Genomic DNA, 13620 nt, shown 5'->3' on the forward strand with positions numbered 1-13620 from the left:
AAAATAACCTATGCATTGGCGGCCCTGCGGCCACGTATTGTTGCAATAGGTGTGAATATGGCCGACCAGGTATTCTTCAGGTATCCGTTGATCGAACCTGTAAGGGTAAAGTTCTCGTCGGTCTTTAATTTCGACAGGATGGTCGGGGGCGTTGCTTCAAAATTATTGTTGAAGGCATCGGTGACCGGCCACATGATGAAACTTAATTTTTTCAGTTTGTCTGTCTTCTGGTACAACATCACCACACCGGTAAAGGCCACAATAAAACAGTAGTAATTCAGCAAGGCAACGGCTTTATTATTGAACTTGGCCTGGTGAATGTGAAAACGGTTGCGTACGTAGTAGTACATCTTCCAGCCGGTGCTGTAGTCCCAGTCGTTCTTCAGTGAAAATGCGGTAGCCGGGTGGTAGTGAATGCTGTTGGCCACGGTACGAACGGGTATTTCGTTGCTCCGTACAATGCGGTAGTAGTATTCTGTCTCATCGCCCCACAAAAAATATTTTGGTTTGGGAACGCCTACTCTTTCCACGATGCGGCGGTGCAGCATGGTGCCGTTGAAAGGGTGCCCGATCCCATCAATGTATTTGCAATCAACCTCATCAAGGTTTTTGTATTGCTGTGTTTTCCACACAAATGATCTCTTGTCGGCTTTATCAATAACGGCGCAGTTAAGCAGGCGGAGGCAGCCGTCGTCGGCCATCAACAGGTTTTCCAGCGCATCCTCTTTGGGGTAACCATCGTCATCCATGCACCAGATCCACGAATAATTATTTTCATATGCCCAGCTTATCCCGGTACTGAAACCGCCACTGGAACCCACATTTTTTTGATTGATAAAGGTCAGGTCACCCTGTTTAGAGAGCCACTCTTCTGTGTCGTCGGTGCTTCCGTTGTTTACAACAAGGATCGCATCTAAAGGGCGGGATTGTTTGCGAAGTGCAGCTATGCATTCAGTAAGCAGTGCTTTACGGTTGTATGTAACAACCACAGCAATTACCTTTTCCATAGGATGGCATTTTGGTTTTACTCAGAGATATTTGGACAATACTATAACGGGATGGGAATCCGCTTATTGCACAGACAGGTGAAAATTATTCATTATGCCTCCACATTGGGGAAAACAGGGGGTTTTTGGCCATTTTTGGCAGCTTCCAGCCATGATTTTGCAAAATCCAGGGCCTCGCCAATAACATGGTGCATATCCATGTAGCGGTAGGTGGCCAGGCGGCCGAGGAAAGATACCTTTTCGAGGGATTCGGCATCGTGGCGGTATTGCAGGAGTAGTTTCTTGTCCTGTTCCAGTCTTTTGGGATAATAAGGAATATCGGCAGGTTCCGTCTCCTTGCTGAATTCTTTAAAGTAGATGGTCTTATCGTGCTGCTCCCAGTTGGTGAAATGCTTGTGTTCGGTGATGCGTGTGTATGGCACATCCTCATCGCAGAAGTTCATTTGCGTGGTTCCCTGGAAATCGCCATCGGCATAATGCGTTTCAAAGGTCACCGTGCGGTAACCCAGCCGGCCATACTTATGATCGAACCAGGCATCAATGGGCCCGGTATAAAAAACATGGTCGTACCCGCTGGTATCCATGGATGGATCAAATCTCTTATTCAGGCTTACGTGGATAGCAGGATGGTCGACCAGTTTCTCCATCACTGCCGTATAGCCGTCTACCGGGATGCCGGTGAACAGGTTGTTGTGGTAATTATCATCGTAATTGAACCGGACCGGGATCCTTTTTAAAATGGATGCAGGAAGTTCCGTTGGTTCACAACCCCATTGCTTTTTTGTGTAGCCATAAAAAAATGCATAATAAAGTTCTTTGCCGATAAAGCGCAATGCCTGCTCTTCAAAATTTTGCGGGTCGGTGATGGAACTGTCGGCCAGTGTTTCTAAAAAAGCCTTTGCTTCGCCGGGGGTGAATGATCTTCCGAACAACTGGTTAATGGTATGCAGGTTCACCGGCAATGAATATACTTTGCCGTTGCTCATCGCCTTCACCCGGTGTACATAGGGCCTGAACTCAACGAGGCTGTTCACAAAATCCCATATCTCTTTCCTGTCGGTATTAAAGATATGCGGACCGTACTGGTGAACCATGATGCCCGTCTGTTCATCCCGTTGGGTATGGCAGTTGCCCGCAATATGGTCCCGTTCATCCCATATATCAATACTGCATGCTGAATGCTGAGCCAGCTGGTTGGCCAGTACGGTACCTGAAAAACCTGCCCCGATGATCAAATATTTTTTACCCATAGCTATATTGCAAAATAAATCATTGCCCCAGAATACGGTTATAAATGCCGATATATTTTTTGTTGGCTTCTTCCAGTGAATAAAATTCCTTTGCGCCCCTTCTTATATCTTCCGTATTGAACAAGATCCCTGTTGCAATTTCATCTGCCGCTTTTTCAAATTCAATTCCGGTAAAATTTTCGATCACGATCCCTGCATGGAACATTTTTACGATCGTCTCCACGTCTCCCACCCCGCTGTTGGTGATAAGGGGAATGCCCATCGCCATGATCTCACCGTGCTTGGTAGGCGATGACGACTGCTTGGAATAACAGGGCCTGATAAAAAAAACCGAATAGTTACTCACCGAAAGCAACCCGGGCACCTGTTGCCTGCCCGCTTTTTGAATAATGACCCTGCCGTCCATGATACCGGCTTTGGCAGCGGCAATCCGTATCTCTTCATGGCGATGGGGTGAAACAAAAAGAAGTTTGGTGGCCGGTATCTTATCACAGAGTATTTTACAAAACTGCATCATTTCATCCACCAGGTACCAGCCACCGACAGAACCCAGGTAGCTGATGATAAAATCATCCTTGCTGATATTCAAGTCCGCTCTCAGCTTCCCCTTTTCAGCTTCGGTGATCTTGTCCGGGTTAAAAAGATCCAGGTCGGCACTGCAGGGGATCACTTCCAGGGGAATATTATTCTTATATGCCGGCCATGTTTGAATGATCTTTTCTGCTGCATAGGTAAGGCAAACAATGCCATCACTCTTTTCAACCGCTTCTGTTTCTTTTCTTTTAAAGAAGTCATACACGGCTTTGTACAGCGGGTTGGCCACATCCCACATTTTGCCTTCTACCCTGCTATCGGCATAAAACTCCCGTATATCGTTCAGGAATCTTACCCCCATTCTTTTCTTCATCCATAATCCCACCAGGGCCGGTACACCCGGCCGGGTATGCACCATATCCATATGATGTTGCCGGTGAATCTTCCTGGCCGCCTGCCTCATCTTGATGATATCGATAAGCGTGGAGATCACCGGCGGTTTTTTCGTATAGTTCAGCGGCACCCAGTTTATCCTGCTTTCATCCAGTATAGCCTGTATGGTCTTTCTATGCTGCTGATAAACCTGTTTCTTTTCGCAACTCAGTAAAAAGATATTGTATCCCGCCTTGCTCAGTCCCTGCAGGTATGGTATCACCTGGCTTTGGCCAAGAGGATCGGTCATGCCGTCATACGAGATGAATAAGATATTTTTTCCGTTCACGGGTCAGTTATCATTTAACGTATCCGAATAAATTTTTCGCAGGCCCTGCATGTGATGTTCAAGTGTAAAGTTGTTCAGTACCCGTTGCTTTGCGGCCATTGCCAGCCTGTCACGCAGGTCTTTGCCCGCAGCAAGCTGTTTGAGCTTCGCAATAAAGTCATTGATATCTTCCAGGTCAAAGAACAGCGCCGTACCGGCACATTGCTCCCGGAAGGAAGGGATATCGCTGACCAGCATGGGAACCTGCATCGCCATTGCTTCCAGCATGCTCAAAGAAAACCCTTCAAATTCCGACGGCATTACATACAGGTCGTATTGCGGTAATAGCCGGCTGGCATTTTTTACTTCGCCTTCCAGTATAACATGTGCACCGGTATCCATGATCATTTGTTCCAGTTCTTTCTGCATCCCCCCCGATCCGTAAATGTGCAGTTCGAATGGTTCATCCTTCAGTTTTTCAAATGCCCGGATAAGGTACTGCTGGTTCTTGGGATAACGCAGGGCGCCTATGGTAACCAGCCTGAACATTTCCCTGCCCGTATTAACAGGCACGGAAGCAGGCGGGTTGCCTGATTCCCTTATATCCACAAACGTGTACAGCAGGTATTTTTTATATGGCTGATGGCCGAAGAATTTAAAATACTGTTCCATCACTCCCGTGGACACCCCTACGATCGTAGTCTTGTGTTTGCTGTAACTTATCTTCTCCAGCATCCGCAGGTACCACTTCTTATATTCAGCGGAAGCGGAGACATTGGTATGTATTGTTGTGATAAGCGGGATGTTCTTCGAAGTGGCAAACCGGGCAACCAGCGTAGCGGTGAACAGGTGAGAGTGGACGATATCGATCTTGTGCTGCCGGATGAACTTCCTCAAACGCAGTACGGCCAAAGGAAACCGGGAAAAGGATCCCATGTTGAGGCAATGATATTCATCGCAGGTGAACTCTTCGCCGAAATGGTTTTGCGGGTTGAGCGTTACTACAATATTGGTATACTCTTTCAGTTCTTTCAGCACTTTTACCAGCATAACCTCCGCACCGCCACGGCCCATATTGTCAATGATATGCAGTATGGTCTTTTTGTCGCTCATGCTGCTCAGGCCGGTATAAGGTGTAGGTCGATGAGATCGGTCTGTGAACAGAATTCTTCTTTTGTGATGGGTTTATCCTGGTACAGGGCAGTATAGTTCAGTTCCTTCACCAGGTCGTAGATCGCTTCCAGGCTGTCGCCCTTTGCCTTCACCGGTTCGGGATGTATGGCCAGGATGGCTATTGGCTTGAATCGTTTAAATGTTTTCACGGCTCCTTTCATCGCATCATATTCGGCGCCTTCCACATCGATCTTGATGAAATCGATCTTTGTCAATTGCTGCTCCTGTACAAATGCATCAATGGTGGTCACATCGATCTCAATTCCATGAAAGGGCCTGTCTTCTTTATAGTTCACCAGGCTGTTGGCATTGTCTGCCTGCCCTTCCGAAACAAAGAAGGTGGTCTTACCGATCGAACCGCCCACGGCCTTCTGGAACGTGCTGATGATGCCGGCTGCATTGTTTATCTGCACCGTCTTCTTCAGCAGCTGGTTGGTGGATGGAGAAGGTTCAAAAGCATATACTTTCCCGGTGGGACCAACGGCCTGGGAAGCCATGGCGGCAAACAGGCCGATGTGTGCACCAAAATCCAGTACGGTATCCCCCTTTTTGCAGGAGGAAAAAAAGAATTGAAAATTATCCTTCTCGTAATTATCGGGGAAGAAGCGGTAGAACCGGGTTGGCAGCCGCACGTCGTGCCCGTTGATGGTCCGTTTCATTCCTCTTCCAAAAGTAGACAGGTCAAGCAGTTTGTATAAAAATTCTTTCATCCGGTAAATTGATTTTAGGGTTGTGATCTTTTAAAGATAAAGCTCATTTGCTTACGGGTAAAAAATAAAGTTATCATTAAAACAATAAAGTAACTGCAAAAAACAGAGATGGCTGCACCCATGGAACTCATGTTCTTTATAAAAAAATAGTTGCTGGTTAAACTGATACAGGCAAACGCTGCAGACAGCCCGATTATTTTACGCTTGTGGCGGTAATACAATAAAAAAGAAAAGAACAGGTAGGCGATCGTCCAGAAGTAGTACCCGATGCAGATGAGCCAGTAATAATCCAGCCCGGGGCGGTAGGTCTTATTTACCATGAACCGGTAGGCAAGGGGTACGAACAGCAGCAGCAGCAGCAGGCCGGCGGTCATGATGCCCATATACACCCAAAAGAGTTTCCGGATGGCCTGGTAGTCGATCTTCGGTTCCGACAGCATTTTATAGATCCGGGGAAGGATGTATTGCAGCAGCGCCGAACAGAGGGTAACGATGATGGAACCGAAAATACAGGCAATGGAATACACCCCTACTTCGGCATTATTATCGTTGGTGAACCGGGAGAGGAAGAAGCCATCGGAATAGTTCATGCAGAAAACACTGAACTGCATGACAACGATGGGCACACTGAAGATGAGTTCCTCTTTGATCACCTGTTTCTTTATCTCCCCGAACAGGTAGCCGCGGTGGATAAAAAAGTAAAAAGCATACAAGGCAAACACCCCATAGGATATCACAATGCCGGTGATCCTTCCGTCCCAGGCCATCTTCAACCCGCTTATCAGGGCAATGGCCAGCCCTATCTCCAGGAACAAACGGCCCAGTACGGCTTTCATGAAAAGGTTCGGGTTCTCTTCATTGCGGATGAGGTTAATGGCATGCTGGCTGATGAAGGACAGGAAGGTAACAACCGGTATCAGCCAGATGAAGGAAAGGGGAAAATCATATTTGTCCGTAAATACATTACGAAGAATATAAAATACCCCAAGGGATAAAAGAAAGACCCCCACCGGCAGTAAAAGACCAGTGCTGAAAAAATCCCTGAAATCTTTTTTATTAAGTTTGAAATAGTCGGTGCTGGCGCTTTGCAGTACCCCCATGGAGATGAAGGGCATTAAAAAAATGATGGCGCTGCTGAACAGGCTTATCAGCCCGATATCGCTTTTGGTGAGTACGTTGGTGAAATAAGGCAGCAACAGGAAGGCCACCCCTTTTCCAAAAAAATTGGTGAAGGTGTAAATGCCCAGCGACTTAACAGCCGGGCTGTTCCGGTATTTTAAAAAATTGTCCTTTTTCAGCATGGTATTGGAACGGCCGGCAGATCCATTCCCTTGAATAAGCAGTTATCCCGGCCGGGATATTAATTATTATTCATCCATTTGTCGTACCACATCTGGAACATCAGTAAGAACCAGATCTTTTCCGCCCTTTCTTTTTTGCCGTTGTAAAATGCTTTCCGGATCCGCTGCACTTCGTCGTTATTGAAAATATCCTGCTTCAGGATGAAGGCCTCATCCAGGTAGCGGTCAACAAATGGTTTCAGTTCGGATTCGAGCCAGCCGGCGATGGGAATACCAAATCCCATTTTTGGCCTGTCCATCATTTCTTTTGGAATGTATTTATGAACGATCTCCTTGATGATGAATTTTTTATTGCCCTTATTATATTTATAGTATAGCGGCAACCGGGCAGCCCATTCAATTACATGCTGGTCTAAAAAGGGTTCCCGGCCCTCCAGGCTTACACTCATGGTGGCCCGGTCCACTTTCTGAAGGATATCATCCAGCAAATAGGTCTGGTAATCCACGGCCATCATGTAACTCAGCATCGAATAATTTTCAGCATCCAGTTCATCACTGTCAAAGGCAGAAGGCAGTACACGGACGGGTTGTTTGAACAGGCTGTTGACCGTACCCTCGGTCATGTGCTGTGTTATGTTCTTTAATAAATTCTTTTCGGAAGGGTTTTTTAAAAAGGTCTTCACTTTTTCGTACCGGCTGTGAAAGAGGTATTGTTTATTCAGCAGGGGTATGGCACCGGCAGGAACCATATCCATGACCGCCGCTGCTGATTTGCGCATGATCCCCGGTATGTTCTGAAGTTTCTTTCCGTACTTCAGTATGTAATCATAGCGGTTGTACCCGGCAAAGATCTCATCCCCGGCATCGGCCGATAAGGCCACCGTTACCTTCTCCCGGGCGATCTTACTTACCAGCGATGTGGGTATGGCGCTGCTGTCGGCAAAAGGCTCATCATAAAAGAACGGCAATTGCGGAACAATTTCAATGGCCTCTTTATGGGTGCAGTAATATTCCGTATGGTCGGTGCCGAGGTGCGCAGCGATCTCTTTTGCATAAGGCGCTTCATTCAATCCATCATCGGGTACCCCAATGGTAAATGTTTTGATCTTCTCGGTATGGTTCTTCTGCAGCAGGGCGGTCACACAACTGCTGTCGTATCCCCCGCTTAAGAACACGCCTACCGGCACATCGCTCACCATGCGGTATTCGAAAGCCTTTGAAAGCACTTTTTCCGTTTCCGCCAGCGCTTCTGCAAAAGGTATATCAAGCAACGGCTTATTGTATGCATCATATACGTTCCAGTACTGCTGTGTCCGTATGTTTTGGGAAGTAAGGTCCATTGTTAAAAAATGGCCCGGCTTCAGTTTGAATGTATGCTTATAGATGCAATGAGGCGTAGGTACATACCCGTATTGCATGAAGGCAGCGGCCGCATCTTTATTGATCTCCTTAACAAAAGCGGGGTGCTGCAGCATGGCCTTTAACTCAGAAGCAAATAAGAACAGGCCATCCTTGTGGTAGTAAAAAAAGGGTTTAACACCCGCCCGGTCCCTGCAGGCAAATAACTGCTGTTGTTTTTCATCATAGATAACAAAGGCGAACATGCCGATGAATTTTTGCAGGGCGCTGCTGCCCCATTCGTCGTAGGCGTGCAAGATCACTTCGGTATCGCTGTGACTGTGAAATTCGTGTCCTTTTTGCTCCAGCTCCTTTTTTATTTCACTGTAATTGTATATCTCGCCGTTGAACGTTATGTGCAGGTGGCGGAAGGTCTGTGGCTGGCGGCCACCTTCCGAAAGGTCGATGATGCTCAGGCGGCGGTGGCCCAGCCCGACCGTTGCAGCCGCGGCATCATATATTCCATACCCCTCCCCGTCGGGTCCCCGGTGAGCCAGTACCCGGTTCATTTTTTCTAAAATATCCCTGCCGGTTCGTTTAGTAAAATCGGTAAAGCCGGAGATACCACACATAGTTATTTAAAAATTTAGCAATGCAAAGGTAAGTTTATAAAGGTAAAAATGCCTGTTCCCGTCCGTATCCGGCGGTAGTGTCCTATTTTGAATGATTGTCATCCTGAGGAACGAAGGATCTCCTGATCAGGATCGTTTGCTTAACCTGAGATGCTTCGTTCCTCAGCATGACAGGTCACAAAATATTCAAAATAGGACACTACCCATCCGCCCGGGGGCCACGCCCGTAAAAAACTATTGACTATATTGCAATGATATTTCATTGATCCCGGGCCACATTAAAACACCCCATAGAACTGCCGGATGCAGCACATAACGATATACGATTATCTTTTATTACCACTCTATCTTTTTCTTTTTTATATCCTGGTAAAGCGCCGGTCATTAAAATTTGAGGACAGGGAATTGAGGAAAATATTCATTACGGCATTCGCATTACGCATGCTTGGAGCCATTGGATATTCGTTAATGGTACAATACTACTACGGGTATGGGGATTCATTTACGTATTATGAAGGCGGTAATTACCTGAGAGGGCTCCTGCTGACAGATATCAACAACATCAAATACATTTTCTTTTCGGCAGAAGAGATCCAGCGCCTTTATTCGTTCCAGGAAGGAAGAGTGGGTGGTCTCAATGGCTATATCGCCACCGGGTCTTCCCTGGCCATTATGAAGGCTTCGGCAATCGCTTCGTTGGTTACTTTCAATAAGTACCTGGTCACATCCATCTTTTTCGGTATGTTTTCCTTTATGGGACAATGGAAACTTTTCATGGTCTTCAACGGTATCAATAAGGGGAAATATCAAAAGCTGCTTGCTTTCGCGGTCTTATATACGCCCGCTATCTGGTTTTGGGGCAGCGGGCTTTTAAAGGAGTCCCTTTGCATGGGCGGGATCGGTTTTATTATCAGTATCCTGTATAATGCCATCGCAAACAAAAGGGTGATAGCAAAAGACTGGATCTTACTTGCGTTGTGCGTTTACATCGTTTATGTGATCAAGAGTTACATCATTGTCATCCTTGTAACTGTCGTTTTTTTTACAATCCTGTTTACCTTTTTTCAAAAAGTAAAGATCATTCCGGTAAAATTTGCCTTGATAGCTTTAACTATACTGGGTATTTATTTTTTCCTGAGTTACTCTGATTTTTCTGAGCAGATAAATGACCTGGCGGAAGAGTCTGTTTCACAGATTGAAAATTTTCAGAAGAATTACCAGGTCACCCAGCAACAGGATGAATCCAGCAAGGCTGGGTTTGAGATGGCAAACATCGGTTCGTCATTCAGCAGCATGATGGCCAGGAGCCCGGTTGTGATCTTATCCTGTCTTTACCGGCCGTTCTTATGGGAAAGCAAAAAATTGATTATCTTCTTCTCTTCGCTTGAATCAACTCTGCTATTATTGTCTACGTTGTTCGTATTCTTTAAAACAAGGATAGTGGGATTCTTCTGGTTGCTCTTTGCCGACCCGTATATCTTTTTTTGCTTTCTGATCACGGTCTTGTTTGCCCTGATCATTGGTTTTACCACGTTTAATTTTGGCACCATGGTCCGGTATAAGATCGTGCTACTTCCTTTCATGTATTTTATGCTGGTGAACATGTATGCACGGACAATGGAAAAAAGAAAGAACAAGATGACGGATACATGGCGTGACATTATGCCGGTTTCATAATCAGAATGAATTTTTACCTCCTGGTTTTCCGCAAGGATAACGGGTAATGAAGAAAGATTTTCATAGTGAAAGGCACAGCAGTAGTACTATCATAGTGAAAATGTATTATCAGGCGGCCGACTTGGTCCCTGCTGAAATTCGGGTCCCCTTTCTATAAAAACTTTATTTTACACGGCATGATTGATATGAAGTAAAACAATTAATTTCACGGCATCTAACAAACGGAAAGTATCTGGTTTTAAATGAGTATTTACAATAATGATAAAGGAGTATTTGTAATATCCCTGGACTTCGAGCTACTCTGGGGAGTCTGGGATGTAACAACCAGGGAGAATTACGGCAGCCACATTACCGGTGTGAAGGAGGTAATACCCAGCCTGCTTTCTTTGTTTGCAGATCATGATATTAAGATAACATTTGCCACGGTAGGTTTCTTGTTTGCCAAAAACAAAGAAGATTTACTTCCTTACCTTCCTGAAAAAAAGCCGGCCTACTCTAACAATGGGTATAATGTTTATATAAATGAGTTCAACTCCATAGGCAATGATGAAACAGATGATCCCTACCACTTCGGCTACAGTTTATTTGAACTGATAAAGCAAAGCTCCCATGAGATCGGTTCACATACGTTCAGCCATTATTTCTGCCTGGAAAAGGGCCAGAAAGCTGCCGACTTTGATGCCGATGTTAAAGCAGCAAAAAAGATCGCAGCAGCTAATGACGTGGAAATAACAAGTCTTGTATTTCCCCGGAACCAGGTCAACCCGGAGTATTTTGATATCATATGCAAGAACGGGATGGCTGTTTACAGGGGTAACCCGGAATCCTGGATCTATAAGCCACGAAGATTATCCGGGGATATCCCGTTCATTAGGCTATGCCGTTTGCTGGATACCTACTTCCCTATTTCCGGGTATAATACACATCCACTGAACAACCGTAAAAGCGGACCTGTAAATATTCCTGCTAGCCGCTTTTTAAAGCCTTACAACAAAAGGCTGGCCTGGCTGGAGAAACTGAAGCTGAAAAGGATCATGAACGAAATGACGGTGGCGGCAAAAAGAAATGAACTGTATCATCTTTGGTGGCATCCTCATAATTTTGGTGAGAACCTGAAGGAAAATATGAATAACCTTACCGTATTGCTCGATCATTACAAAAAACTGAACAGAACTTACGGCTTTACCAATCTTACCATGAAGGAAGCCGCCGGTTTATAAAGCAGGCCTGGGGTTTTACACCGAAAACATCATCCGGCCTTTTAGCAAATAATGCAAAATAAAAAAATAGTATTCCTGGCATCCGATTGCGAATCATCCAAATGGGTTTACAATGCCCTTTGCCGCGATTTTACCATAGAAGCTGCCATCATAGAAACCCCTGTTTCAAGGAGGACACTGTTTAAACGGCGGATGAAAAGGATAGGACCTGTAAAAGTGATCGGGCAGGCCTTATTCTCAGTGATCGTTGTTCCCTTTTTAAGAAGAAAGGCCAAAAAAAGAAGACAGGAACTTATTGAGCAATACCAGCTTTACGATACTGATTACCCACCCGGAAAAACAGCCCGGGTCTCTTCCGTGAATGATGAATCCTGCAAACAATTGCTCCTGCAGTTACACCCGGGTATTGTTATTGTAAACGGCACCCGGATCATCCGTAAAGAAATATTACAATGCACCAATGCCGTTTTCATAAACATGCATGTGGGCATTACTCCCTGGTACCGGGGTAGCCATGGAGGCTATTGGGCCATGTACAATAAAGACGTGAAGAATTTTGGCACAACCATTCACCTGGTAGATGCCGGGGTTGATACCGGGGATGTGTTGAAACAAGTATATACCCTGCCTGGTAAAACGGATAACTTTACCACGTACCCCATACTACAGACTGCCATAGGTATTGATGCATTGAAAAATATTTTACCTGCGGTACTGGTAGGCAATTATGAAGTAAGTAGAAATACAGAAAAAGGCACGATGTATTACCAGCCAACGATCTGGCAATACATCTTTGGTTAATAAAATAGCTATGCTATTTATCCATTATAGTATGATACCAATTAACGGTGTCCTTTACCATTCTTTCAGTATTAAAATAATCAACATATTTTTTGTTCCCGTTAACTGCCATTCGATTTCCTTCTCCGGGGTTTTGCAATACATAAATAATTTTATCGGCCAAGGCCTGGCTGCTATTTACCGGAACAAGCAAACCTGTTTCATCATCGGTTATTATTTCATTGGCTGCAGGAGTATTAAAAGCGACAACGGGCACTTTAATGGCAAAAGCTTCAATGAAAACCAGTCCAAACGATTCATATAAAGAAGGCGACACTAAAATATCTGAGTGTGCAATGTAGGGGTATGGATTTTGCTGAAATCCCAAAAACAAAATATTATTTTCAATACCAAGTGTGTTGGCCTGTTTCTGTAATTGTTCCAATTGCGTACCATTGCCAACAACAAGTAACTTAAGATCAGGAAAAAGTTTAATTACTGCGGGCAATGCATCAAACAGATATTTATGGCCTTTCACCTCTTCAATCCGTCCAAGAATTATCAATTGCTTTTTAGCAAATCTGTATTTGTAAGGTTGGTTTATTTCCATAACAGGGGGAATTTTAATCCCATGATGTATGAATGATAATCTATCTGGAGTAAGTTTTAACTGATAATACAGATCTGACATGGCCTTTGATACAGCAAACTGATAGTTAATGTTGGCGCATAGGTATTTTGAAATAAAATAATAAAGGTTATACTTAATTTTCCCTTGATAATAATGGTAGTTACTGCAATATTTCTCTTCATATCCATGTTTGGTTGAGAGAAGGATGATTTTTTTATTGAATATTTTTTTTACCATCACCCCCAATAAATCAGATTTGAATAAATGTGCATGCAGGTACTGAATATTGTTTTCACTCAGGTACCTATTAATGCGTTTGGCTATTGCAAGAAATCCGGTAACTGTACCTGTTATTAACACTGTTTTTACCCCTTTACTGTTAAGCTCCATACAAAACCCATTAAACTTGTATGCATCCCGGGAGGGCGTTACACAAATCAAATGAGTTTCAATACCCTCGTTTTGCAAACCAGGTAGCAGATCCAACAGATATTTCTCTGCTCCTGCAACCTGCTCCGAAAATATAAGATGTAAAATTTTCAAAAATTAAATATGTAATTATTTTTAAAAATATATCAGCTCCGGAATTGTATGAAATTTGGGGTAAAAAAATACTAAAGCATTAGAACACTATTGATAATCATTTATACGAACCTGGCCCTATATT

At 44.5% G+C, this 13620-nt stretch carries 11 protein-coding genes; 3 read left to right on the forward strand and 8 right to left on the reverse strand.

Translation table 11 applies throughout. The annotated features are described in order from the left end of the window. Window positions 1-8: 8 nt before the first annotated feature. From IPJ02_08270 to asnB, 7 genes are all read right to left on the reverse strand, one after another. Window positions 9-1007 (reverse strand): glycosyltransferase family 2 protein, encoded by a 999-nt coding sequence (locus IPJ02_08270; GenBank protein ID MBK7375539.1) that lies wholly within the window; start codon window positions 1005-1007, stop codon window positions 9-11. 92 nt (window positions 1008-1099) lie between these two features. Beyond that, the gene (gene glf, locus IPJ02_08275; GenBank protein MBK7375540.1) at window positions 1100-2257 is read right to left on the reverse strand and encodes a UDP-galactopyranose mutase; all 1158 of its coding nucleotides are present in this window, start codon (window positions 2255-2257) and stop codon (window positions 1100-1102) included. Window positions 2258-2276: 19 nt separating this feature from the next. After that, window positions 2277-3512, reverse strand: a complete 1236-nt coding sequence (locus IPJ02_08280) for a hypothetical protein (GenBank protein ID MBK7375541.1) — start codon at window positions 3510-3512, stop codon at window positions 2277-2279. A 3-nt stretch (window positions 3513-3515) separates the two neighbouring features. Beyond that, window positions 3516-4604 carry a glycosyltransferase gene (locus IPJ02_08285; protein ID MBK7375542.1) on the reverse strand — a complete coding sequence of 363 codons (1089 nt, stop codon included), beginning with the start codon at window positions 4602-4604 and terminating at the stop codon, window positions 3516-3518. Between the two features lie 5 nt (window positions 4605-4609). Beyond that, window positions 4610-5374 carry an FkbM family methyltransferase gene (locus tag IPJ02_08290; GenBank protein MBK7375543.1) on the reverse strand — a complete coding sequence of 255 codons (765 nt, stop codon included), beginning with the start codon at window positions 5372-5374 and terminating at the stop codon, window positions 4610-4612. Between the two features lie 14 nt (window positions 5375-5388). After that, window positions 5389-6675, reverse strand: a complete 1287-nt coding sequence (locus tag IPJ02_08295; protein MBK7375544.1) for an oligosaccharide flippase family protein — start codon at window positions 6673-6675, stop codon at window positions 5389-5391. Between the two features lie 59 nt (window positions 6676-6734). Further along, on the reverse strand, window positions 6735-8645 hold the full coding sequence (gene asnB / locus IPJ02_08300) for an asparagine synthase (glutamine-hydrolyzing) (GenBank protein MBK7375545.1): 1911 nt from the start codon (window positions 8643-8645) through the stop codon (window positions 6735-6737). A 303-nt stretch (window positions 8646-8948) separates the two neighbouring features. Here asnB and IPJ02_08305 point away from each other — a divergent pair, with 303 nt between their 5' ends. From IPJ02_08305 to IPJ02_08315, 3 genes are all read left to right on the forward strand, one after another. Continuing rightward, window positions 8949-10322 (forward strand): hypothetical protein, encoded by a 1374-nt coding sequence (locus IPJ02_08305; protein MBK7375546.1) that lies wholly within the window; start codon window positions 8949-8951, stop codon window positions 10320-10322. Between the two features lie 242 nt (window positions 10323-10564). Next, window positions 10565-11542: a polysaccharide deacetylase family protein gene (locus tag IPJ02_08310; GenBank protein MBK7375547.1), complete on the forward strand. Its 978-nt coding sequence runs from the start codon at window positions 10565-10567 to the stop codon at window positions 11540-11542. 51 nt (window positions 11543-11593) lie between these two features. After that, the gene (locus IPJ02_08315) at window positions 11594-12343 is read left to right on the forward strand and encodes a formyl transferase (GenBank protein ID MBK7375548.1); all 750 of its coding nucleotides are present in this window, start codon (window positions 11594-11596) and stop codon (window positions 12341-12343) included. Between the two features lie 13 nt (window positions 12344-12356). Here the strand turns inward: IPJ02_08315 and IPJ02_08320 are convergent, their stop codons facing one another. Beyond that, complete coding sequence (locus IPJ02_08320) at window positions 12357-13496, reverse strand: glycosyltransferase (GenBank protein MBK7375549.1); 1140 nt, start codon at window positions 13494-13496, stop codon at window positions 12357-12359. Between the last annotated feature and the right edge of the window lie 124 nt (window positions 13497-13620).

Source organism: Chitinophagaceae bacterium, from assembly GCA_016710165.1.
Lineage (GTDB): Bacteria > Bacteroidota > Bacteroidia > Chitinophagales > Chitinophagaceae > Ferruginibacter.